The sequence below is a fragment of the Reticulibacter mediterranei genome (genome assembly GCF_016587455.1).
Window position 1 is genome coordinate 2,352,583 of the sequence record NZ_BNJK01000002.1, and the last position, 21,279, is coordinate 2,373,861.

Here is a 21,279-nt window from a genome sequence, read left to right on the forward strand (position 1 = left end):
ATCCGTCAAAGTGCTAGGTCCGTGGGCCAGCTTGATTGCGGAAGGTCCGGGGTGATTGCACCGCCCAAACAGAGACTCTCGACACTACAAACGTCACGCCGATCAAGCCCCACTGGACAAATGGCGAGATGGCCAGGAACTGCGCAGGCGGAAGGAGGAACACCAACGAACCGTGTCCCACTGCCTCCACCAGCAGACCGACTCCCCAGACTGCCGCTTGTACACGCATCCGCATGCGGAAGGATGGCTCTTGCCATCTGGCCGGAAAGCGTTGCCGTTGCGCTGGATCAAAACTCGTCCTGAAGAGGAGCGAGGCATAATAGGTCAGTGGTTTGGGAAAGCACAAGGAGATCAACAAGGCCAGGCCGAGAGCCCCTGCGAAGAAGGCATCGCGAACCAGCAAAAGTCTGGGATCTTTGCTGACAAATGAAATCAGGAGGCCGATCACGATCCCAAGCAGCACAATCCCGGCAAGCAGGTTGATACGCCGCTGGCGCACAAGACTGGTCAGGCTCATCAGAGCAGAGGGAATGGCGGTGACAACCAGCGACACGAAGCTGGATTGATGCAGTACATTTGTCATTCCCTGGTAGATGAGAAACGGCAGCACCGCATTCAGAACCAGCGTGACGATCACGCCGCGAGCAGAGAGGTTCCGCTTCCTTGCCTCCTGTGCTTTCTGGTCTGGCATGGCAAACAGGGAGTTTTTCATCGGACAGTTCCCCCACTTTGATGCGAAAGTTGTTTCCTGGCACAGGAGTTGGGTGATGAGCAACTACCAGGCGATAGGTTGGGGGGTCAAGTTCCAGGGCAAAGGAATGGAGCAGTGTGGCGATAGTGACCATCAGTTGCACTTCGGCGATGCCAGCGCCCAGGCAGGTATGATCACCCAGGCCAAAGGGAGCGTAAGCACCCGGTTTGCGATGCTCGTTGCGTGGCTCGCGGAAGCGGTTGATGTCGAACCGCATGGGATCAGGATAGAGCTCTTCCAGGAAATGCGGCACGGTCATGGCGATGTTCACTCGGTCGCCGGGAGAAAGACGGAAGCCGGCCACGGTCAGAGGATGGGCGACGAGGACATGATGGCCTGAGGCGACGGGATAGCGACGCAGGGTCTCCATCATCGCGCCATGCAGATCTGGCATGCTCTTGAGCTTTTCCCAGGTCAGCGGACCGGTGCGGAAAGCGGCGTCCACTTCTGCTTGCACCCGCTGGCATACCTCAGGATTGGACAGCAAGGCATAGAGCGCGAAACAGAGCGAGTTGGCCACGGTATCCAGTCCAGCTAGCATCGGACCAAGGACGACCATGCTTAACCTGGTAGTGTCCAACGCTTCGGGATGCTCAGCGGCCTGGGTGATCGCCTCGTCAAGCATATCTGGCTTGCCATTCGGCTGAGGATGGCGCAGATGCGCTTCGTAGGCCAGACGCCCAAACTCACGCACACGCGAGCGCGCTCGCGTGTAGGCGACGGAATCGAAGCGCTCACCGGTCTCCTTGCTGGTTGGAAAGGTATTGACCAGGGTGATATTGAGAAAGGTCAAAAAGTCGTCGAGATAGCCCCCTGGACTCGCCCCAAGCAGCAGGCGTCCCAACTGCTCAGCGACCAGGCGACGCATACTGGCATGCACGTCGATGCTGGCTCCAGGCTGCCACTCGGCAGTTGCCGCCTGCGTGATCTCGATCATCTGAGGGATCTGATCCAGAATACGTGCGCGCGACCAGTTGCGGGAACTTGTGGCGCGGCGCTGGCGATTGGCTGCGCCATCGCGCGCCTTTGTTACGCTGCTCACCTCCCGGCTCATATGGGCATCAAATGCTTCCCATTGCTCACGAGTGGTGAAAAAGTCGTCCTCATGGCGGGCCACAAAGACGTTGACTTCTGGACCTGCTAAAATGATGCGTGCCAGCTCGTTTCCGGACTGGGGCAGACGGAAAATCGGGCCATAGCGACGATAGAGTGCCACGAGCGGCTGCTCTTCCTGTTCCACAAGCGTGGGATCAACTAGCGGGGGTGCGGGCGTGTCAGTGGCAATGCCGCGCTCCCAGAAGATTGGTTGCGGTTGTATCATGAGATGTTCCTTTCATCTTTCTCCTCTTCGGTTAGCATGCTGGCTCGCATTTCTTCCAGCCAGTCTGCGAGCCATTGGTACTCGTGGCGTGTTTGTTGGATCTGGAAAGCGAGCACTCGCTGGGGATACAGTGTCAGACGATCCCCCCCTGGCTTCTGTTGGAGCAGAAGAAGATAGTCCAGAACCCCTTGAAGGTGGGCCAGGCGCGTTTTGAGAATCTCCTGGCGCGCCTCCGGTTCAAGCAAATCGAAAAAGGCCACACGCGTAAAGAACTCAGCTTTGTTGGCGGCGAGATCAGCTGGGAAATCACGCAGGTACACTTGCAGAAGTTCAACCCCGCGCTCGGTCAGATGGTAGAGATGGCGATTAGGTTTGCCTTCCTGTGCGACAATCTCACGTTCGACTGCCCCAATGTCTTCAAAGTGCTTTAGCGTTGGATACAAGGTTTTATTACCGATCGAAACAGCCCCGCCGAGCGCTCGTTCAACAACTTTTTTGATGTCGTAGCCGTGCCGAGGCTGTTTGTGCAGCATAGCTAGGATCACGATTTCACTATACATGGGTGATCATCTCCTATGTTTCTTACACCTATCTAGGTGATAGTAACATAGGTGTAAGAAACATGTCAAGAACCTGACCTGAAAGACATCCTGGGAGAGAATAAATCTGTATGCAACAACTCTGAGAGCGTCTTGAAGCATAGTTTCGGAAGTATGATTTATGATATGAACCATTTGAGACATGCCTTTTTCGCTCACCAAATAATGGGTGAAAACGCGTTGAGTCACCTGTGGAAAAAGGGGTGAAGGGGATATACTGCAACGAATGCCCGATATGTGGTAGGATCTCCTCGCCGTGCGTTGATACACCCTTAAGGAGGAAGAGACATGTTTCGAATCGGTGAGTTCTCCCAAATCGCCCGGGTCTCTGGTCGCTTGCTGCGCTATTACGATGAGATCGGTCTGCTACGTCCCCAGTCGATCGACCCGGAAACGGGCTATCGCTCCTACAGCGCCCGGCAACTGCTCCGGCTCAATCGCATTCTGGTGCTCAAAGAACTGGGCCTATCCCTGGAAAACATTGCCCGCCTTCTGGATCAGGAGACCTCAGCTGAGGAGATTCGCGGTCTGCTGATCTTACGCAAAGCCCAGATTGAGCAATCGCTTCAGGAGGAGGTGGAGCGCTTGCGTGTCGTGGAGGCACGCTTGCAGCAGATCGATACTCAGGGGCAGATGCAGGAGCCCGATGTGATCCTGAAAGCCGTGCTTGCTACGCCGTTTCTGGGGCTCCGCGACGTGCTACCTGGTATGGACGCGATCCAGCGTCTCGTACGCCGCCTCGTGATGACTGTTCCGGCCAAAGTGGGATGCCACAGCCTTGGGCATCTCGCCATCCTTATCCATTCTCCCCTGTATGATCCCGATGCCATTGATGTCGAAGTCGGCTACCAGCTCGTGGGCAAAGGACCGCAGTCGCTCGAACTCGCCGAGGAAAAGGTGCTCACGCTACGGACCTTGCCAGCCGTGGAGACCATGGCCACTCTGGTCCATGTTGGCCGGGTCATCGATAGCCATCGGGGTTCGGGCGTCCTGGCGACCTGGATGGAACGCCATGGGTGGCAGATGAGTGGAGCAGGGCGTGAGCTTCTGATCCAGTTGCCCCAGTCGCAGGAGCAGGACGAAGCGGTGGTCGAGATGAATTAAACAGAAGCGGCATGTCAGTTCCCATCATATATCCAGCACCTCTCGACGACAGCTGCGCTGAGTGTTTGGTGCCTCTTTTCTTTATTACGTGCACACGCACCTATTTAGGAGGACATTTATGAATGCCCTACTTGCGTTTCTCCTCAGTGTGGGGGTCAATCTGGAGTGCTTCGTTTTGCTCTTGTTTAGAAACGCGAACGTACCCAATCTTCATCATCTCTTCCTTTTGTCTCAGGTTTCCCGTCGAAGGCCCAACCTTTTGAGATTCTGATTATGAGATGAGTTATGAGATTCGTCAAGGGGAGACGTTGTGCTCGCGGTGGTGATGTGTTGCGCTACTAAAAAAGCAGAGCAAAATGTCGCAGAAAACCGGACGGTTTTGAGACTCAGAAAATAGCCGTTTTTACGGACATCTCACACAAGGCCGCCAGGCGGGCCATGATGGACCCGCCTGGCTTCGACAAGAGTAACTTTCCCTAGACATCAGAAAGTGGGGCCTGTTGCCTTGTTTTTTCCCTCTTGAAAAGCAGATCCCTCTAAGGGGAGGTCTGCATCCACCGCTGTCCAAGCCTGCTTCCTCTGCCAGACACCCATTCCTGCGAGCGCGAGCACCTCTGCAAGGCAGAGCCAGGCGAACAGATCTCCAACGCGAGAGTAGAGGGTCCAGGTTCCCTTGACCGGGACGTAGGCGATCATGGTTTGCTGATCTGTCGTGAAGTAGTCGGTCGCTGCAAGAACATATCCCTCGTCGTCAATGGTGATCGCGAGTCCGTTGCTGGCTTGTCGCACCAGCGAGTAGCCATTCTCAATGGCGCGGAAAGTGGCATTCTGGCTATGCCAGGGGTCAGAGGCTTGCCAATCGTTTGAGGGGAGCAACATGATGTCCACCCCTTGGCTGCCAGCCTCCTGCATCAAGGGAGGGAAATCCGCATCAAAACAAATTGCCGTGGACAAACGTCCATAGGGTGTCTCCACGACCGGAGGCTGGTTCTCAGATGGCCCAAAGGGATCCAGGCCGGGAACCGGGTGCACCTTGTTATAGGTCGAGAGTATACGCCCCTGTGGATCAATGAGGATGGCTTGGTCATAGATGGTCGCCGGGGGCTGGAAGACGCCGAGGCCCATATCCAGGTAGATGTGCTCAGTCCGGGCAAGGGCCGCAGCCTGTGTAAGCAAACTCGCCTTATCTGAGGCCAGGACCTGGGCACCCACTTCCGGCCAGACCACGATTTTGGCTCCGGCGCGTGCTTCGGCCTGGGTGCGATTCAGCATCTCGTTATCAAGGGCAGCAAGAAGCGCACGCAAGTGTGCGGGGTTGCTCTGGACCATCTGCATCATTTCCCGAGGGGAGGGAGTGTTTTGAGAGGTGCTTGCGGCTGCACTGATGCCAGCTATCCGAACGGTCTGTGAGGAGGGAGCAAAGAACGTGAGTCTCAGGCATCCAAAGAGCAAAACCAGCACGAGTGCTCCACTATACAGCAGCGTGAGAGGGCGAATCCTGGGCCAGGCAAAGTGCCGCTCCCAGATCCCGTTGCCAACAGAGGCAAACCAGGCCACGATGAAGCTCACGCCGTAAATGCCGGTGACGGAGATCAATTGTAAGAGGGGTAAATTGCCATACTGGGTGTAGGCAAGCGAGATGAGCCCTCCATAGGGCGTGAAAGAAATGAGGTATTCACAAGCCGCCTGGCAACAGGGAAAAAGCAGGCTAGCCAGCACCAGACTCACCTGACTGAGCCGAGGGGCGAGCAGTCGATCCAGTAGGTAAGGCAGCGTCAGAACTGTGCCGAAAAGCGGGAAGACCACGATCCAACCAGGATGCAGCAAACCTGACTCAGCGAGAAAGATCAGCATGGTGCTCACCTGGACCAACCAGGCCAAAAAGCAACCGATGAGCGGACGGATTGTGCGCGTAAAGCGTAGGAGCAAGAGTGGAGAGAGCCAGGCGGCCAGAGAAAGCTCCCAGCGTCCACTGACGGCCAGAAATGAGAGGGTGGTGCCCAGGACCAACCACAGGTACCTGGCACGATCAGTAAGCAGGGCCTGTTGGTTGGAAAAATGTTTCTTCATATTCCTCTATATCTTTCTAATGAGTAAATGAACGAAAGGGCGACAAAAACTTCCGAGATGGAAGTCAGCCTGGCTTCCATCTCGGAAGTTTGGTTGTCTGCAATCGTATCACCGTTTTTGGGGACGGCCTTACGCACTTTTTTGCTCTGGATGGCATCACTCTGTCTGCAAGAGGCATTCCCATCATTGCTTTAGCAGAGCCAGCACGTCCAGCGTCTGTGGGTGAACCATGGCGGTTAGTGTTTCGGTGCTGGAGAGATCGAGCAACCCAAAGCAGATCGCATTCGATCCTTCGTAGGTGGTGAAGCTAGCAGGTTTGTACTGGACACGCGGGCGAAGCAGAAAATCACGAAGAACGGGATTTCGGAGCGCCGGAACGTAGACTTCACAGCAATGGTTCAGGCCACAGGAGAGACAGTCCATGTGTACGTAGATTCCCAGCGGTAGGACATCGTAGGGGCCGGAAGGGGAAACAAGCGTCCTGCGGTCAATGGTCTGAATGTGCAGAGGAGAGTGACAAACCGGGCATTGGCGTTGGCTCAAACAGTTCTGAGTGAACGTCGAGTCCGCTTGCAGTATGCGTTTCAGCGCGGAGCGGAACGAGCGAATCGGACCGAAGTTGTCCGGGAAGTTTTCTGTATGGGTCAAATCGATGTGGTAGCGTGGGGAACACTCGGGGCAGCGCAAGCGCAGGGAGGCCCCGCCTCCCTTCTTGGGCTCGACAATCCCGCGAAGACGCCGTCTGCCACACACAAAGCACCATTGGCGTGTTTCCTGCCAGCCCATCGCCTCGTCCTCGTCAAGCCTCAGACCTGCTTCCCGCGCCTCTTGACATAGTTCTCCATACAAGATCTGATGTAACTGGCGGCGTGCGCGATGCAGCTTGAGTTCCAGCGCCCCCAGGTTCAGAAAGAGTCGCTGGGCGACCTCACGCTGCGGCAGCTCTGCCAGGTAGCAGAGCTCGATCACCTCGCGTGCACTCGCCGAGAGGTGCGAGAGTGCGCGATCAAGCAGCACCTGCATATCCTGTCGCCCCAGGTCTTCGAGTGGGTCGAGGGTTCGCGGATCGAGAAGCTCTTCATCCAGGTCTTCGGGTAACTCGCTCATGTGAGGCATAGATCCTTGCGCGTGAAGGTGTCGCTTGCAGACGTTGCGGCAGATCCCATCGAGCCAAGCCGACAAACGTTCCGGCTGGAGCTTTTCCAGGTGCCTCCATGCCTCAAGATAGGTTTCCTGGACCACGTCTTCGGCTTCGTCTGGCCCAATCCCGTTCAGTCGCGCCAACCGCAGCAAACGCGGGCGAGCGGTATCTACGCTCTCACCAAGCGCTCTCCTGAGTTCTTCCTGGGAACGTCGGGGCTGACAGATTGAGCAGTTTTGGTAGGGCACCCCATGCTGACAAACCAACGCGATTGTTCTGTGTTTTTGCATTGCATTCTTCTCCTCTTGTCTTCAGCACTCACATTTGGGATCATCCTCAATTTGATTTCTGAAAACATCTCATTGCTCACCTATCACATTTTCGCGCGGTTGCCTTACGCACATTTTCGCGATGGTTTCTCCCATCACTATTCTGTACATGGTTGGTAACACTCTCGCGGAAAGAGTGTGTTGCCTGCTACCCACATTCCAGTCCGTTTCGTATTTGACTCATCGGCCGCTTGCGCCAGTTGTAATAGCCACTCACAGAGACTTCAAGCGTCTCGCAGAGCTGAGTCACAGGATACTCCTTCCGATGTTCCTCAATGAACTGATATCTCATCCTTGGTCGCGCGTGAAGATACCCAGAGTTTTTTTAGAATATCCCGTTCCTTCTGCACTCGATCTAACTCGCGTTTGAGGCGGCGAATCTCCTCTTCTTGCGCCGTTTGATGTCCGCTGCCTGGAAAGGCTTCTTGGCCGTGTTCGGCCAGCTCCGTACGCCGCTGGTGAATGGACGTATCGCTAATGCCTAACTCACGGGCAACTTGCGCTATCGGCTTGCCTGAAGTCTGAGCCAAGTGCACCGCTTCGAGCTTAAACTCGGCTGTATAAGTTTTCTGAACTTGTGCCATGATCCCTGCTCTCCTTTGCGAGAAGTATACGCTAAGTTTTCTCTCCTCCGCAAAAGTGGGGGAATCTCACTTTTTGTGCTTGGTGCATCCAGTGTTCAGAGGAAAAACCACCAACATCTTTTCGCGCGAAAAGCAATGAGATATCAGTTCATTGTGGCTCGTCTGATGCGGGAACAAGAGCTTTTTGCCAAACGCCCATGCCATCGTACAATCACGACGCAAAGTGAAGCAGGAGCGGAATTTCAGTGCGCGGTATGAAGCTTCCTGTGGTTTCAAGCTGCTTCATACCAGTGATAGAATGAATATACCGTTTGCCGTAACGGCAAAGTCAAGCCCCACGTTCCACTCCATCGATCGGCGGCAGCGACTCAGAGCCTGCAAAAAAATTATGCAACTAAGGGAGTAGGATACTTCTTACTCGTCTCCTCACCTCTCGTTAAGCGTATGCCATGCCTGTTTGAGCGTGATCCATTGAGCGAGGGTCCGAACCTTTGCAACGCGGCCAGCCCATCGGACCTGGACTTGATAGCCGTTGCCATCGGGTCGAACGTAGGTCGTATCGATTTCAAATTGCGCGTTACTGAACTGCTTCAGTTCGGCCAGCACTATCTCAACGTCTTTCTGCTTCATAGCCCTTTTCCTATGACAAGTGCTTCTCAGCATGCCGCCGACGAGCATCAGCTAGCAGCATCTGACTCTGCCGGCGACCTATCCCATGACTACCCTGACCCGGTGTAAACCCCCATTCGCGTAGGCACCAGGCACAAGGCTACCACTCACCTATCAGGCGTTGCACACGGACAACAATATGATGAGACGGCGCAGCCAGGGCCAGCAAATCACGCACTAGCTCGCATATTTCGTTATTCCCCAGTTGCAGCTCGCGTATTTCGTCCTCTTACTCCACTGGCAGCGGCTCAGTTGTGCGGAAAGACATACCTGATTGAGGATGTTGCAGCATCGTAGCACCTCGCCTTTCTGCTGGCTGCTTACATCGGGCAGCCAGTAGAATACAGCTAAAGGCAAGGAAGCTTAGCAAGAGACCAGTATTCGTTCTCTGTATCAAAGATGATCATTGGCACATAAAACGCGCTGACCTGTTCGGTCGGGGAGCGCGCATACATTCGTCTTCCCTGTGCCTTTGACGCCAAAGGTGACAACACCTTTGGCAATTGGACCGCTGGATGGCGTCGTTTTGTGATCATTGTGTGTCGTAAGACAAGGTTCTTTTGGGCCTCAAAGCTCGCTACAAGCCGAGAGAACGCTATTGCATACGACATCTCCTTCTCACAAAACTCAGCCGTCCAGCGATCCAATTGACAGCCCAAAGATGATCTTCCGTGACGCACCTGTGCTTCTTCCTCCTTGCTCTGGAGGATGACGGAGGAGAGCAGGTGGCACGACAACCTCGACCAGCCCGGTCGCCACATCAGAGATAAGTCCAGAAATCAGCCAGTTCCCAGGCAGGGCAGGGATCGCGCTTCCGTGCAGCCACATCGACCGCCACCGCTGCGCGAGGGTCAGTAATCGCTTTGGGCGAGAGGCCTTCTGTGCCAATGCCAAAGTAGCTCGCCAGCATCTCAGGGCTCCCTTGGAGGCTTCTGATCCCACATTGGGGGTGCTGAAGAACAATAAGATGAAACTCACCTCCAAGATTGGCTCCTTTAGCCTGGGCTAGCCTCCCGAGCATTCCCATGGTCTCAACGTCGCTGGAGTGATACGTCCACCCACATTGCGGATCACAACCACCTCCCCGGAACCCAGGCCGAGCAGGATCGACGCGCGATCAACACAGCCAATGATCACGGCTCTCAAGGTCGGCGGCATCGAGGGTAAATCCTTGGAGAACTGATGGGCAGCGAAGTCCTGGTTCCGTTCTACTAATGTGTGTCAATAATTGTCATAGTACTTCTCCTTTACTGATACGTTTCATGAACGGTGGCTATCTTACACAGGTATCTCGACATACCCCTGACGAGGTATTCCTCCGTGTCTGCTCTGGGAGCGGTATGAAGCTTCTTGTGGTTTCAAGCTGCTCCATGCAGTTGACAGAGTGAGCATACCGTTTGACGTAACGGCAAAGTCAAGCCCTACATTCCAATACTCTGGTCGGTGGCAACGAGAGATGAGAAGGGCAGGATGCTCGAACCCTGTCAACTTCCAGTTGCACCTAGATCACCGCGCGCGTCCTGTTCCTCGACTAATGAAGCTAATGCTCCATTCCTCATTGGTGATACGCTAAAAAGAGAAAGCCAATCACCGAGAGAGGAGCAGAGCGATGCCCAAGCAACTGAAAGCACGAGCAGCGCAAGATGAGCGAGAAGGACGTCAGGTGCGCAATCTGGCTGGAAGTCACCACGCGCCTGCCGATTGGAAGGTTCATGCGCCATCTGATCGTCGAGAGCTGGGCTGGCAAGGCACCGCAAGAGATTGCCACAATGCTCTCCTGTCATCCCAGAACGGTGCGCATCCACCTGACCCGCTTCAATGCGCAGGGAGTCAACGGTCTGGGGATGCGAGAAGGAGCAGGAAGCAAGCCGCGCCTGACCGAGGTGGAGCGCAGCCAGATTCTGGCCTTGGCGAAGCAACCCGCCGCCTTCGAAGTTGGAGCGGTATGCGGAAAAACCCTGGAGGCCCGCGATGAAACTGGCTCAGCACAATGGAGTCTGGACGCTCTCACCGAAGCAGCCCATGACGCGGGCATTCAGGTGGAGCGCAGCCAGATCCGCCGCATTTACCTGAGCGAGGGGAAGCGCTGGCGTCGTACCCACAGTTGAGGAACCAGCGATGACAAGGACTTTGTCCCAAAAGGACTGCGGTCGTTACCCACTACACGGCTCCAGCAGAGGGATCGACGACCATCTGCACCGACGAGACTTTAACCAGTGATCCCGCGCGCCTTTGCCCCCGCTCCCGGCTGGTCAGTGGACGGCCATCGGATCAAGGCTCCGCTGGAGTACAGTCGCGGGGATGACAAGGTCTGGATAGATGCGAGCAATGCGGGTCCGTGATGGCAAAGAGCTCACCAGATGTGCCACAGCGCGCAATTCCAAGAACTACATTGAACTGCTCAAAGAGATCGAAGCGGACAATCCCATGGGCGATATCTTCATTGTCACCGACAACCTGAGCAGTCATAACAGCCTGGAGACGCGTACTTGGCTCGCGGATCATCCACGCCTCCAGTATGTGTTCATTCCCAAGGGCGCAGGCTCGGCTCAATCTCCAGGAAGGCTGGTGGCGCCTCTTCCGCCGCGATGCCTTCGCTGGCCAGAGTTTTGCCAATGCCGGTGAGATCGAGCGAGCGATGCAGGTCGCCACGGTGCAACTCAACCATCGAGCCAATCCGTGGGCCTGGGGACGGCCTCCCAAGACGCGCCGCCACCTCCATCGCCTCTTTTGTTATCGCCTTTAAGGAATGTAGCACTAGTAGTACAACCGTAGTTACTTAGGGAGAACGACTTGTCCCAGGAATCGTTTTCCCTAAGTAACTACGGTTGTACTACTAAGCGTGTCATCTACATGCATACAGCACGGGTAGGCCGGACGCGGGCCGACCTGGAAAACGAGGAACGTGTTTGCTTCAGCGTATATGAAATGGGCCGCTTGCTGCCAGCAAAAGCCACTTTTGATTTTAGTCTTGAATATGCCAGCGTTGTGGTCTTCGGAACGGCAACGCGCATCAACGACCAGAAACAAGCAGCTGATGCTTTGACCTCGCAATGCCACTTTCATCTCTTTAGAATTGGAAAGCCCCACATTCCAATCTGCAAGGCTTGACTTTGCCGTTACGTCAAACAGTATATTTCTGCTATCACTGATATGAGAGCGGCTGGAAGCACAAGGAAGCTGCAAGCCGTTTCCACCGTGTGCATTGAGCCTCGCCTGGGGCGTACGTCTCGATGACCGTGTAAGATACCCCGTTCCTGAAATAGAGCGGGAAAGGAGAAGCAACTTGACTACTTTTGACATATTATTAGAACGCAACCAGGATTTTGTTGCCCATCATTTCCTCAAGGATTTATCCATGATGCCAACCTTGAGGGCCATGATCATTGGCTGTGTTGATCCGCGCGTCGATCCGGCTCACATCCTCGGCCTGGGTCTGGGAGAGGCCATCGTGATACGCAATGTTGGGGGGCGTGTCACTCCCGCGACGTTGCAGACCATGGGGATGCTAGGGGGAATAGCCCAGAGGGCCGGAGGTCCTCCGACGGGCTTTCATCTGATCGTGCTTCAACATACCCACTGTGGGATTGCTCATCTCGAAGGGCAACCCGACATGCTGGCGAGCTACTTTGGCATTGGCCAAGAAGAACTGGCAGCCCAAGCCGTCACCGATCCGCATGCGGCGGTGGCGGTCGATGTCGCTGCCCTCAAAGCGACCCCCGCCCTGCCGGAGAGCTGGTTTGTTTCCGGACTCGTCTATGATGTGACGACGGGGCAGATTGAGGTCGTCGTGCCACCGGCTCCCCTGCGTCATCCTGAGAGCCATGAGTAAGCCGCGTAGGTGCATCATTCACCTCGTTGGTGAGGGCATCACCCAGGGCTTTCCAATTCTCCCATCTAGCAGGAGTGCAGAGGGCGGCAGCCCTTTGCCGGGGTGCGGGGTGTCCCCACAAAAAACTTTTTTCTTCTCTTTTGCGCGCCGCCGCAGGCGGCGCGCGAAGGAGGGAAGGAAACTGGGGACGCCCCAGGCCCCGGCAGGGAGACCCCTGCACCCCTTTGAGCGGAGAACTGGAAAGCCCTGGGGCATCACCCTGGTATCGTAGTCTCTCTCCACATCTCAAATGCGACCGCCATAAAGATGGCGGTCGCGGCTGAGCACCGTGTAGAAACCGTCATCGCCATGAGTCAGTAACTATCCCAGCCCAATCACCCGTCCATCCACATGAGCGAGATCTGACTGGCGGACCGGTTGTTGGCGTTGTTGCCGGGAACTGCCGTGACCACCATCAACGTCGGGGGATTCGTGGACAACGAGATACAAGTCTTACCGTTCGTCGCTCAATTTGGGATGGTGTCGGTTATCTTTTATCTCTTCTAAAAGGAGTGGTTCCAAATGCAGTCAATTGCACTTCACCCCATCCAATCCGTAACGATTACCATTGTCCTGGATAATCTCTTTGATGGTTTGCTGCCCAATCAGGGAGTTGCCAAACGACCTGGTTTTAGCTCACAAAAACTTCGCCTTCCGGCGACAACGATGGAAGAGAGAGTGACGTTTGATACTCCTCAGGCCCAGCATGGCTTTAGTGCTCTGATCACACTTCCTATCGAGGGGCGACTACACCAGATCCTCTTCGACACAGGATCAACACCCAATGGTCTTGTTGAGAATATGCGCGTACTCGATCTCTCGCCTAAAGATATTGAAACAGTCGTATTAAGCCATGGCCATTTTGATCACACAACTGGACTAGATGGCTTGGCCCGTACTTTGGGGCGAGCGAATCTCCCCCTGCTGATCCATCCTGAATTCTGGAATCGCCGTCGCCTCATGATTCCAGGTCGAAACCCAATGGAGTTTCCTACGACCAGCAAATCTGCCTTGCAAGGGGTCGGCTTTGAAATCATTGAAGAACGTCGACCCTCGTTCTTGCTCAACGGTTCTCTGCTCATCACGGGAGAAGTCGACCGAACAACATCCTTCGAGCATGGAATGCCGGGCCAGCAAGCATTTCGCGGTGGTGAATGGGTTGCAGATTCCTTGATCCTTGATGATCAGGCATTGGTGCTCAATGTGCAAGATAAGGGGCTAGTTGTGCTAACAGGATGCGGGCACTCAGGGGTCGTCAATGTTGTCCGTTACGCACAAAAGCTGACAGGAATTGAGCAAGTGTATGCAATTCTTGGAGGTTTCCACCTCAGCGGAGCGGTCTTTGAGCCTCTGATCGATCAGACCTGTGATGCCCTTGCAGCTTTTGAGCCAAAAGTTCTTGTTCCAACACACTGCACGGGCTTTCGAGCTATCCATCAACTCGCTGCCCGTCTTCCCGCTGCCTTCATTCAAAGTAGTGTTGGGACGCGCTTTGAACTCTAAATGTTATCCAGCATCTTTTACCTGCTCACTCAATTCAAACGAAGTTGGTGCCACCTTCTCTGAAAAGGGGGGTAAGTTTTTCTGAGGATACCCCATGATCTTTTTCTTTGGCAAGGGAAACTTGCACATCACGTTAGCTAATTGTACGAGGTAATCGCTATTCATGAAATGTATCCGTGAAGGAGAAATACGATGGAAACAATAATGCTTGGGACACAATTTTTGTCAATTCTACTGTGGTGGATCGGTATCTTTCTCGTAGCCGAGCGGGCAACCATTTCCACCTTTCAAAAACGGTTTGTCCAAATGATGAGTGCCATATTCTTTATCGCCTGGCTGGCAGTTATCGATCTTCTCGCGCGGTCCAGCTTTTTCAATACAAATGGAGCCAATCTTCTTGTGCTTCTTCTTACATCCATTTTGGGGTTTTCCCTGTTTTTCTCACAAACGTTCAGAAAATTACTGGCGGTCACACCCATGCACTGGATTATTGGCTTTCAAGTGTTTCGGGTGATAGGGGGCGTGTTTCTCATCGGATATGTTCAAGGCCAACTGCCAGGGGTGTTTGCTCTTCCTGCAGGAATTGGTGATGTCCTGACGGGTCTCACTGCCCCATTGGTAGCCTATTGGTCCTACAAACATGGAAAAGGCGCACAACTCATAGCTTGGATCTGGAACATTTTTGGCGTACTTGATTTTGTCAATGCACTTACTCTTGGGGCTCTTGCTCAAACTCCTCTCCTCCAGACTGAGCCGACAACAGCACTTCTTGCGGCCATGCCGTTTGTTTTGATTCCTGCCTTTGGTGTTCCTCGATCTACTTTACTGCACGGATATACCTTCTGGCTGCTCGGGAAAAGAAGAACGGAAAAGCAAATTCAGTTCTGACGCTTTTTTCATTGCTGGGCGGTTCGCAACATTTTCTGTCTGTCTGTATCGCTCAAACGATCAAGTTCGTCGAGACCGCGAAGATGTCTCGACTCATCCTCGATAGTGGTGAAGACAGCAGACTGGTGGGAAGCGTGATGTGGGACGCTTTATTCCTTCTCGCCTTTTGGGGTTACTTGATTACGGCGGGCGAAACATGCGCTATCGAGGTTAGCATAGCTGATTAAAGAGAGCAGTCGAGGCTCCGATAGAAGGGGGTATGAGCAAAAATATTCTCGCCTCCAGCTGATTATCGGAAAGGCGACTGCTCTTTGTGGGATGGGCCATGACTTCGCATCGAGAGGAAAGCCTGGCGGAAAAGGCTCTGTGGATGGCGCCAATCGGTTGAGGGGCTACGGCAGCATTCCGACCGGGGCAGTGTTGCAAAAAGAAAGCTGATCTGTCCGAATAGGGAGAAAAGAAGAAAAAGAGGACCAGTCCAGTCATGGCAGAGCAGGATCCCTTCAAATGGCTCTTTTCCTTCGAGACCGCGTGGCGAACCTTACAAGGCTTCGAGATGATGAACATGCTGCGGAAAGGGCAAGTCGGAGGAGTGAGCAAAGGAGGCATCAGCAAGCAAATTACCTTCATCGCTCATCGGTTTGGAGTAGCTGCCTAAGCTGAACAGGACGAGGGGGTTCATGCCCCCCTCATATTTTCCCAGAGTTTTTGCAACACAGCCCTCTCTGATTGCGGTTTTATCATCATGTCATTTTAGCGCAATCCAGCAAAGGAGTGTTATGAAACCATTCACTAGGGCGGTTTTATTGTAGCTCTAAATCATCCATGTCATAGATCACAAACCGATGCTTGTACATGCTGTTCATGTTCTCAATAGCTGACTCTATAACTTGCTTTGCTCGTCCTAATGTAAAGTACCATATAGTATGATAATCGCTTAATGCTAGCTCATGCAGTACCTTATCTAAGCGTGCATATGTCTTTGTCGCTAGCTCAACCTCTAATGCTATTGCCTGGCCTTGTGTGCTGACAATTGCATCAGGTGTATGCTTTTGTTTTACGCCTGGCTCGCTTTTCTGGTTGGCGTGTATCTGTCGCTCGCTCAACCATTCGATATCATCGCGTTGTTGCTCTATATAGAGCCTGGCGTGATTAATCCAATAGAGATGATTGATTTTACCAGGTGTCGGAGCATATGGGCACAATGGGCCTAACTCCTGGTTAACGGTACGCAATCCTTCCGGCGTCAACCATACCCATACTGGATCTCCATACAATATATGGCCCCGCTCTATTAATCCTAATTGTTCCCAACGCTTAATAACTTTGTTGGCTCGGCTGACTGTAACTTCTCCACTCTCTTTCGGCTGTTGTGCGTACTCCTGGTAGTCAATTAGTCGAGCAAGTAAAATACAGAGGTGATCTAATGAAATAGCGTACTGCTGCGCTATCCATTTAAGTGCATTTAAGTCTCGAGCTGTGAGGCGTGGCCCTTTATCGCTGCGTGGTTTTCTGGCTTTTGTTTGCATCATTGTTTTCCTCTGTGTCTCTCTATACTACGGTCTACAAATAGGGTTAGCCCTGGGTTAAAAGGCTTCCTAGCGTTTACGCCTATGTTAAGGCGTATTTTATGAAACAATGAAATCAGGCGGGCGGGCTTGGCTGGCTATTCCTGGGCGTTAAAAGAGGCAATGGTGATAAGATGGCCTATAAAATCGAGACCATCTTACTTTTTTCTACAGGATATCGGGGCCGTCGTTATCGGTCACCTGGTGAGCCTTCGTGCTCATCCTCAACGATGATGACGACCGGAGCACAAGAGCCGCGTCAATGAGGCAGTACAACAAAGGTGTACAAGGCATTGGCACGAGCACTCTGCTCAAACACTTCCCTGCTAGAGTAGCAGCATTTTCGGGAAATTGCAAGTAGTTCGCAAGCGATTTCATTCTATTTTCATGATGATTTATACGGCCTCAGTAGCCGCTTCATGCCACTGTAAGCTTGTATTTGCGGGTAAGTTATGGTACAGAAAAAAGTGAAAGAGATAGCACCTGCTGCTACCACATGAGCAGGGAAGTTCTTATACAGGTTCCTCTTCAAACCCCTGGTGATCCGCATACGTGTGCCGAGAGCCGCCAGCAATGCTGGCGAGATCCGCATGCAGATGCCGAGAGCCACCTGGAAAAACGAATCTGTAGCGATCCGCTGTAGATCGTGTGCTCTCCGCCTTCGCTCCGAAGGCCCCGCACAAATCAGGCCGCTGCTTGCAAGAGTCTGCTGCCGTACAGCAAACTGAAAAGCCACCCTCCATACAGGGACGTCCTTCAGGGCGCCGTGCGTGCTCATAGTGGAATGGGACCGATTTTCAACCTGTTGGCATATGTCTTGATATTCTCATGACCTGTGTCAAGAGGCCGGGAATTGGTACATTCCTGGAACCACTATGTGTTGGCAGGTCCGTCAGCACGAGTGGTTAGATGAGAAGGGAAACCCAATCATGGCTAAGATCTCTCTCAACCCGAAGGACAAGAAGCGCTTCTGCATGCATCGAGTCGTAGGTGGCTACGACTGTGGGAAGTGCAAGCCCTGCTGTGCCAGAGAGGGACAGGGGGATCATCTGAAGGTATGCAAGCGTAAGGTGAAGGATGGACACAGGGGGTTTGGCTTGCCTAGAGGAGGGAAGCGCGCGGAGAGGTGTTGCTGCGGGGAAGATTCATACGTGCAGTTCTTCTAATGCTACAGCAGCAAGGTGGGGTGGTGTCATCAGTCTGATGCCCGAAGAAATGCTCACTTGGGCTGAAGGCTGATCCTGCGACTCCATCCCGTAGCGTCCCGTTGGACGGACCTCATTGCCAGTGGGGTCCGTCCCCTCGTCACGAGGGGAGTTGGCCCCGCCTATCCATCAAACCGCGTTGCCTACCAGCGCAGCAACGCCGAAAGGAACACAGCATGTCTCACAACGACGAGCCTTACCCCATCGATAAACTCCTCGGACGGCTCAAGGAGCTCACGGAGAAGTCCGGCGATACCATCAGCATGCCCCCTCGGCAGGAGGCTACCGATCTTTTCGATGAGCTCATGGGCTACCCAGATGAGCAGTTGAAGAAGATGGCGAGGCGGAGAGACGATTATGCTGCGCTCGTCGCCCAGGCCGTGCTGAACTCGCGCAACAGCTAGCATATCTGTGGCCCTGTGGATCAACATGAGGGTCACAAAGGCGCCTCCTCTGTGAGAATGCATTGGCGCTACGCTTTCCTGGGCCACCCTTCCTGGGTTGGATCTGCTGGATGGCTCCAGCAGATGAAGTGCTCCTCCACCTATTCCCTCATTCATCAGCACGACCAATCACTCAATTAGCAGAAGGGACACAGCATGTCCAAACACTCTCCTACCTGGCTTGCCCGTGCGACTGTCCAGGTGGCAGACCCCAAAAATCCGGCCAAGCTCATGCCGCTCTGGGGGCAGGGGGTCGGCGACAGTGAGAAGGAGGCCAAGCAAGATGCTCTGAGAATGCTTCAGCAGGAATTCGAGAGGCAGTTCGGAAGCGACTGGCGCAAGATCTGGGGTAAGGCCAGCCGGGTCCGCTATGAGACGGACATCCAACGGCACCTCTGATCGCTCGTCGCTCTCTACCGATGATCCAGGGAGGCGCCGCTCTTTCGAGAGTGGCGACCTCCCAGTTCCGCTCCTTCTCTTTCTCATCTCCTCTCACCGCATCTCGCGTTCTGCTGTTTGCGCAGGTGAGTGGTATCCTCGCGAAACTCAATACATCCTTTCGCCCGGTGTACCGCTTGCCCGCCCTCTCAGCAGCCGCTGATGAGGAAAGGGCCTCCGCTCTTGCAGTGGAGGAACAGAGAAAGAGGCTGCAATGGCCAAACAGAAAAATCAGGTAAGGAAGAATCGCATGCAAGGCCCTGCCTGGCTCTCACGTGCTAGCGTGTACACTCCAATACCTGGCCATCCTGACAGGCGTGGCCGTGCCCCCCTCTATGAAGAGCAGACGGCGGGTTCTAAGAAGGAGGCCGAAGAGAAAGCGAAGAGGGCGCTCCGGTACAGGGTCACACAGGCAGTTGGCGCTGCAGCCTGGAACCAGGTCGAAAAAGAAGTCACATTCAAGACCCGCAGGCTGAGCTAGAGACCCAGCAGAGCGAGCCGCGTACAGACCGGCCCGCTCTGCTGCTGGGTTTCTCTTTGCAAGCTCTGCAACACAACTTGATTGTTCCGGTGAGGCTTCACGTCACCGATGCCTCTGAGGCGTCAGAAGGTGTGAAGTCTCACCAGGGCAATCGAATCCGCCTCGGTTGTCTCAGCTCCAGGGTGGAGCGCTGAAAGGAGAAATATTATGAGGGGCAAGGAGTATTGCGTCTACTGCCAAAAGAAGACGCTCTGCAAGGACCTCTACTGCCCAAGATGCAAGCGCTGCCGGAAGTGCGGGCAAGGTCTTCGTGGCCCGCACTCCATAGACTGTGCCCAGAGGACAGAGCCCTGGGGAGAGATCCGCTGAAGAAAGCTTGCAGAGCAGGTCGTATCTACGACCTGCTCTGCAAGCCCGCCCTTTGTCTACGGTGCTTCTCTCTCAGAGCTTGACCACTCCGGTGAGGGTTTCTGACATCAACGCTCGTGCCATGCAGACGCGGATGCCAGAGCTCTCACCAGGGTGATCAATCCCGATCATCCGATCCAGCGCACCATTCGCAGGAGGAATCATGAGCGGCAAGAGCAAGAACACGGACGGCCGCACGCCGGAGGAGGTGGCCCGCGGCGATGCTCCCAAAACCGAGCACCACCGTTCCTACCTCGCCATCGCCACGCTGACCGTCCAGGACCTCACGGTCCCGATCTATGAGGAGTTCGAGACCTCCGGCCTGGCGCAGGACAAGCCCAGCGCCACGCGCCTGGCCACGACGCGCCTCATGGCCGAGGTCGAGTCCAAGCTCGGCAGGAACTCCTGGGGTAAGTACGGGCACAAGGCCAAGGTGACCTGCAAGCAGGTCAAGAACTAACCACCTAACCAGGGTGAGAGGGACGCGGATGTTCCTTCACACAGGATCTCCAGCTACGCCCCTCTCACCTCCGCTTCCAGCAGCATGGTAATACTGCTCGGAGCAACCATCAAAAACCTCTCACAAGAAAGGCAGGGTCAACTCATGGCCAGGAAGAACGGGCGAGACCTCCAGAGGGCTCTCAACCGCGGTCAGAAGAACAACGTCTCAGATCGCTACGTCGGCTACAGAGAGCTGGTGCCAGTGTTGCTGTACGAGGTGAAGCAGGCTGCGGGCTCGTCCTGCAACTGCCCTCCCAACTGCGGCTGCGACAAGGACCTCTACTGCCGCTTCATCAATGGGAAGCTCCGGAGCGACGAGAAGCGCCGAGTGGGCGAGATCGGGCGGAAAATCGACAACGAACTGACCCAGTCTCTCGAGTACAGGGCCGAGGTCATCGGGAACCTCGAGGATGGTGGCAAGCCCGTCGTCAAGGTTGGCAAGCCCGTCGTCAAGGGCATCGTCAATGGCGCGAAGTGGTTCGTCGACTTCGTCGATAAGCACTGGGAGTAAGCGGGGCGAGGCCAACTAGTACAACAGAGGGGCGTCCTGCCGGGCGCCCCTCCCCGCTCAGGTCAATTGGGGATTGCCTGAGCGGGGAGGCCATGAAGCTCTCGCCAGAAGAGCTGAAGCAGGCCATGAAGTGGTCTGACGCCGCCGGGGATGCCGCTAAGGGGGCGTTTATCCGCTGCCGCCTCTCGCAGCAGCAGAGCCAGGAAAGCTAAGCCCATCTCCCCTATCAAACCACCTCCACTTATAGAAGGAGCGATCATGGGTAACGCACGAATACCGCTACAGGACATGGATGAGGTCTCGCTCACGTTCTTCTTCACGGACAATGACGAGGACACCATCGCCGAAGCGCTTCTGAAGCTTCGCAAGACTGCCAGCCCTGAGCGGTGGGACACTGTCTGGTCCACATTCGAGAAGGTAGCTAAGGCAACTCCTCGAAAGGTTTCCGGCGTGGAGATGAAGATCAGGCCGCGCGAGAAGTAAGCCTTCATCCCTGCCAAATGTGGAGGAGCGCAGGCAAGCAAGTAATGTCTGCGCTCCTCCATAAAACCAGCTCTGCGGCCAGCGCCTGATCTCACTATAACGGGTGCTGACCGGGGAGCTGGCCCCATTTCATCCAACCAATAGGCGCTGCCCACCAGCAGCAGTGCGAAAGGAGCACGATATGGCCAGGGGCAAGAGGCTCACTTCAGAACAGGCAGAGGAGTTCCGCCGGGAGTGGAAGGCCGAGGCCGCACGACTGCTCGCCAGCCTCGAAGCGCTCCCTCTGGAGAAGCTAAAGGAGGCCGCACAGCAGTCTGGCGACTACGGTAAGGCGGCCAGCGCTGTGCTGAGAATGCGCCAGGAATAGGACAAGGAAGCAACTCTCTTGCTCCACTTTGGAGCACGGAAAGG

Annotated in this window: 23 protein-coding genes and 4 pseudogenes; 14 read left to right on the top strand and 13 right to left on the bottom strand. The window is 54.7% G+C overall.

Annotation, left to right across the window (positions count from 1 at the left end; genetic code table 11):
• Window positions 1-13: 13 nt before the first annotated feature.
• The 3 genes and pseudogenes from K3T83_RS57630 to K3T83_RS49020 form a co-directional block, all read right to left on the bottom strand.
• Window positions 14-712: a VC0807 family protein gene (locus K3T83_RS57630; RefSeq protein WP_308441728.1), complete on the bottom strand. Its 699-nt coding sequence runs from the start codon at window positions 710-712 to the stop codon at window positions 14-16.
• Window positions 713-803: 91 nt separating this feature from the next.
• Window positions 804-2,072, bottom strand: a pseudogene (locus K3T83_RS49015) (cytochrome P450); the annotation flags it as partial.
• Window positions 2,069-2,632, bottom strand: a complete 564-nt coding sequence (locus tag K3T83_RS49020) for a PadR family transcriptional regulator (protein ID WP_220210442.1) — start codon at window positions 2,630-2,632, stop codon at window positions 2,069-2,071. The pseudogene K3T83_RS49015 and the gene K3T83_RS49020, both read right to left, overlap by 4 nt.
• A gap of 327 nt (window positions 2,633-2,959) precedes the next feature.
• Here K3T83_RS49020 and K3T83_RS49025 point away from each other — a divergent pair, with 327 nt between their 5' ends.
• Window positions 2,960-3,775 (top strand): MerR family transcriptional regulator, encoded by an 816-nt coding sequence (locus K3T83_RS49025; protein ID WP_220210443.1) that lies wholly within the window; start codon window positions 2,960-2,962, stop codon window positions 3,773-3,775.
• Window positions 3,776-4,258: 483 nt separating this feature from the next.
• Here the strand turns inward: K3T83_RS49025 and K3T83_RS49030 are convergent, their stop codons facing one another.
• The 6 genes and pseudogenes from K3T83_RS49030 to K3T83_RS49060 all read right to left on the bottom strand — a co-directional run bounded on the left by K3T83_RS49030 (window position 4,259) and on the right by K3T83_RS49060 (window position 9,726).
• Window positions 4,259-5,845 (bottom strand): apolipoprotein N-acyltransferase, encoded by a 1,587-nt coding sequence (locus K3T83_RS49030; RefSeq protein WP_220210444.1) that lies wholly within the window; start codon window positions 5,843-5,845, stop codon window positions 4,259-4,261.
• A 183-nt stretch (window positions 5,846-6,028) separates the two neighbouring features.
• Entirely contained in the window at window positions 6,029-7,276 is a 1,248-nt protein-coding gene (locus tag K3T83_RS49035) for an RNA polymerase sigma factor (protein ID WP_220210445.1), read from the bottom strand.
• Between the two features lie 214 nt (window positions 7,277-7,490).
• Window positions 7,491-7,899: pseudogene (locus tag K3T83_RS49045) on the bottom strand (transposase); the annotation flags it as partial.
• Between the two features lie 426 nt (window positions 7,900-8,325).
• A complete protein-coding gene (locus tag K3T83_RS49050) occupies window positions 8,326-8,529 on the bottom strand; it encodes a hypothetical protein (protein WP_220210448.1) in 204 nt (67 codons plus the stop codon).
• Window positions 8,530-9,328: 799 nt separating this feature from the next.
• On the bottom strand, window positions 9,329-9,478 hold the full coding sequence (locus K3T83_RS49055) for a hypothetical protein (RefSeq protein ID WP_220210449.1): 150 nt from the start codon (window positions 9,476-9,478) through the stop codon (window positions 9,329-9,331).
• Window positions 9,479-9,573: 95 nt separating this feature from the next.
• On the bottom strand, window positions 9,574-9,726 hold the full coding sequence (locus K3T83_RS49060; protein WP_220210450.1) for a carbonic anhydrase: 153 nt from the start codon (window positions 9,724-9,726) through the stop codon (window positions 9,574-9,576).
• Window positions 9,727-10,211: 485 nt separating this feature from the next.
• On the opposite strand from K3T83_RS49060, the gene K3T83_RS49065 reads away from it, so the two are divergent.
• The 4 genes and pseudogenes from K3T83_RS49065 (at window position 10,212) to K3T83_RS49080 (ending at window position 12,400) form a co-directional block, all read left to right on the top strand.
• Window positions 10,212-10,676 (top strand): helix-turn-helix domain-containing protein, encoded by a 465-nt coding sequence (locus K3T83_RS49065; protein ID WP_236065244.1) that lies wholly within the window; start codon window positions 10,212-10,214, stop codon window positions 10,674-10,676.
• A 108-nt stretch (window positions 10,677-10,784) separates the two neighbouring features.
• A pseudogene (locus K3T83_RS58295) lies at window positions 10,785-11,314 on the top strand (transposase).
• A gap of 47 nt (window positions 11,315-11,361) precedes the next feature.
• The gene (locus tag K3T83_RS49075) at window positions 11,362-11,679 is read left to right on the top strand and encodes a pyridoxamine 5'-phosphate oxidase family protein (RefSeq protein ID WP_220210451.1); all 318 of its coding nucleotides are present in this window, start codon (window positions 11,362-11,364) and stop codon (window positions 11,677-11,679) included.
• A 175-nt stretch (window positions 11,680-11,854) separates the two neighbouring features.
• On the top strand, window positions 11,855-12,400 hold the full coding sequence (locus tag K3T83_RS49080) for a carbonic anhydrase (RefSeq protein WP_220210452.1): 546 nt from the start codon (window positions 11,855-11,857) through the stop codon (window positions 12,398-12,400).
• A gap of 360 nt (window positions 12,401-12,760) precedes the next feature.
• Here the strand turns inward: K3T83_RS49080 and K3T83_RS57505 are convergent, their stop codons facing one another.
• Entirely contained in the window at window positions 12,761-12,889 is a 129-nt protein-coding gene (locus K3T83_RS57505; protein ID WP_268963587.1) for a hypothetical protein, read from the bottom strand.
• Between the two features lie 72 nt (window positions 12,890-12,961).
• Here K3T83_RS57505 and K3T83_RS49085 point away from each other — a divergent pair, with 72 nt between their 5' ends.
• From K3T83_RS49085 to K3T83_RS49095, 3 genes and pseudogenes are all read left to right on the top strand, one after another.
• Entirely contained in the window at window positions 12,962-13,942 is a 981-nt protein-coding gene (locus K3T83_RS49085; protein WP_220210453.1) for an MBL fold metallo-hydrolase, read from the top strand.
• 192 nt (window positions 13,943-14,134) lie between these two features.
• A complete protein-coding gene (locus tag K3T83_RS49090; RefSeq protein ID WP_220210454.1) occupies window positions 14,135-14,830 on the top strand; it encodes a DUF8737 domain-containing protein in 696 nt (231 codons plus the stop codon).
• Between the two features lie 514 nt (window positions 14,831-15,344).
• A pseudogene (locus tag K3T83_RS49095) lies at window positions 15,345-15,488 on the top strand (IS6 family transposase); the annotation flags it as partial.
• 145 nt (window positions 15,489-15,633) lie between these two features.
• Here K3T83_RS49095 and K3T83_RS49100 read toward each other — a convergent pair.
• Window positions 15,634-16,362 carry a hypothetical protein gene (locus K3T83_RS49100; RefSeq protein ID WP_220210455.1) on the bottom strand — a complete coding sequence of 243 codons (729 nt, stop codon included), beginning with the start codon at window positions 16,360-16,362 and terminating at the stop codon, window positions 15,634-15,636.
• Window positions 16,363-17,746: 1,384 nt separating this feature from the next.
• Complete coding sequence (locus tag K3T83_RS49105; RefSeq protein ID WP_220210456.1) at window positions 17,747-18,043, bottom strand: hypothetical protein; 297 nt, start codon at window positions 18,041-18,043, stop codon at window positions 17,747-17,749.
• A 159-nt stretch (window positions 18,044-18,202) separates the two neighbouring features.
• On the opposite strand from K3T83_RS49105, the gene K3T83_RS49110 reads away from it, so the two are divergent.
• The 4 genes from K3T83_RS49110 to K3T83_RS49125 all read left to right on the top strand — a co-directional run bounded on the left by K3T83_RS49110 (window position 18,203) and on the right by K3T83_RS49125 (window position 20,385).
• A complete protein-coding gene (locus tag K3T83_RS49110; protein WP_220210457.1) occupies window positions 18,203-18,445 on the top strand; it encodes a hypothetical protein in 243 nt (80 codons plus the stop codon).
• Window positions 18,446-18,698: 253 nt separating this feature from the next.
• Entirely contained in the window at window positions 18,699-18,965 is a 267-nt protein-coding gene (locus K3T83_RS49115) for a hypothetical protein (RefSeq protein ID WP_220210458.1), read from the top strand.
• 571 nt (window positions 18,966-19,536) lie between these two features.
• Window positions 19,537-19,833, top strand: coding sequence for a hypothetical protein (locus K3T83_RS49120; RefSeq protein ID WP_220210459.1), 297 nt, complete (start codon window positions 19,537-19,539; stop codon window positions 19,831-19,833).
• Window positions 19,834-19,977: 144 nt separating this feature from the next.
• On the top strand, window positions 19,978-20,385 hold the full coding sequence (locus K3T83_RS49125; protein WP_220210460.1) for a hypothetical protein: 408 nt from the start codon (window positions 19,978-19,980) through the stop codon (window positions 20,383-20,385).
• 62 nt (window positions 20,386-20,447) lie between these two features.
• On the opposite strand, the gene K3T83_RS49130 is transcribed toward K3T83_RS49125, so the two are convergent.
• Window positions 20,448-20,603 carry a hypothetical protein gene (locus K3T83_RS49130; RefSeq protein WP_220210461.1) on the bottom strand — a complete coding sequence of 52 codons (156 nt, stop codon included), beginning with the start codon at window positions 20,601-20,603 and terminating at the stop codon, window positions 20,448-20,450.
• A 40-nt stretch (window positions 20,604-20,643) separates the two neighbouring features.
• On the opposite strand from K3T83_RS49130, the gene K3T83_RS49135 reads away from it, so the two are divergent.
• On the top strand, window positions 20,644-20,868 hold the full coding sequence (locus K3T83_RS49135; protein ID WP_220210462.1) for a hypothetical protein: 225 nt from the start codon (window positions 20,644-20,646) through the stop codon (window positions 20,866-20,868).
• A gap of 181 nt (window positions 20,869-21,049) precedes the next feature.
• Window positions 21,050-21,235: a hypothetical protein gene (locus K3T83_RS49140; RefSeq protein ID WP_220210463.1), complete on the top strand. Its 186-nt coding sequence runs from the start codon at window positions 21,050-21,052 to the stop codon at window positions 21,233-21,235.
• Window positions 21,236-21,279 lie beyond the last annotated feature (44 nt).

What these genes read in the sequence shown, in the direction of transcription:
- K3T83_RS57630 (WP_308441728.1), bottom strand. Translation starts at nt 712, where the DNA reads ATGAAAAACTCCCTGTTTGCCATGCCAGACCAGAAAGCACAGGAGGCA.
- K3T83_RS49020 (WP_220210442.1), bottom strand. Translation starts at nt 2,632, where the DNA reads ATGTATAGTGAAATCGTGATCCTAGCTATGCTGCACAAACAGCCTCGG.
- K3T83_RS49025 (WP_220210443.1), top strand. Translation starts at nt 2,960, where the DNA reads ATGTTTCGAATCGGTGAGTTCTCCCAAATCGCCCGGGTCTCTGGTCGC.
- K3T83_RS49030 (WP_220210444.1), bottom strand. Translation starts at nt 5,845, where the DNA reads ATGAAGAAACATTTTTCCAACCAACAGGCCCTGCTTACTGATCGTGCC.
- K3T83_RS49035 (WP_220210445.1), bottom strand. Translation starts at nt 7,276, where the DNA reads ATGCAAAAACACAGAACAATCGCGTTGGTTTGTCAGCATGGGGTGCCC.
- K3T83_RS49050 (WP_220210448.1), bottom strand. Translation starts at nt 8,529, where the DNA reads ATGAAGCAGAAAGACGTTGAGATAGTGCTGGCCGAACTGAAGCAGTTC.
- K3T83_RS49055 (WP_220210449.1), bottom strand. Translation starts at nt 9,478, where the DNA reads ATGCTGGCGAGCTACTTTGGCATTGGCACAGAAGGCCTCTCGCCCAAA.
- K3T83_RS49060 (WP_220210450.1), bottom strand. Translation starts at nt 9,726, where the DNA reads ATGCCGCCGACCTTGAGAGCCGTGATCATTGGCTGTGTTGATCGCGCG.
- K3T83_RS49065 (WP_236065244.1), top strand. Translation starts at nt 10,212, where the DNA reads ATGAGCGAGAAGGACGTCAGGTGCGCAATCTGGCTGGAAGTCACCACG.
- K3T83_RS49085 (WP_220210453.1), top strand. Translation starts at nt 12,962, where the DNA reads ATGCAGTCAATTGCACTTCACCCCATCCAATCCGTAACGATTACCATT.
- K3T83_RS49090 (WP_220210454.1), top strand. Translation starts at nt 14,135, where the DNA reads ATGGAAACAATAATGCTTGGGACACAATTTTTGTCAATTCTACTGTGG.
- K3T83_RS49100 (WP_220210455.1), bottom strand. Translation starts at nt 16,362, where the DNA reads ATGATGCAAACAAAAGCCAGAAAACCACGCAGCGATAAAGGGCCACGC.
- K3T83_RS49110 (WP_220210457.1), top strand. Translation starts at nt 18,203, where the DNA reads ATGTCCAAACACTCTCCTACCTGGCTTGCCCGTGCGACTGTCCAGGTG.
- K3T83_RS49115 (WP_220210458.1), top strand. Translation starts at nt 18,699, where the DNA reads ATGGCCAAACAGAAAAATCAGGTAAGGAAGAATCGCATGCAAGGCCCT.
- K3T83_RS49120 (WP_220210459.1), top strand. Translation starts at nt 19,537, where the DNA reads ATGAGCGGCAAGAGCAAGAACACGGACGGCCGCACGCCGGAGGAGGTG.
- K3T83_RS49125 (WP_220210460.1), top strand. Translation starts at nt 19,978, where the DNA reads ATGGCCAGGAAGAACGGGCGAGACCTCCAGAGGGCTCTCAACCGCGGT.
- K3T83_RS49130 (WP_220210461.1), bottom strand. Translation starts at nt 20,603, where the DNA reads ATGGGCTTAGCTTTCCTGGCTCTGCTGCTGCGAGAGGCGGCAGCGGAT.
- K3T83_RS49135 (WP_220210462.1), top strand. Translation starts at nt 20,644, where the DNA reads ATGGGTAACGCACGAATACCGCTACAGGACATGGATGAGGTCTCGCTC.
- K3T83_RS49140 (WP_220210463.1), top strand. Translation starts at nt 21,050, where the DNA reads ATGGCCAGGGGCAAGAGGCTCACTTCAGAACAGGCAGAGGAGTTCCGC.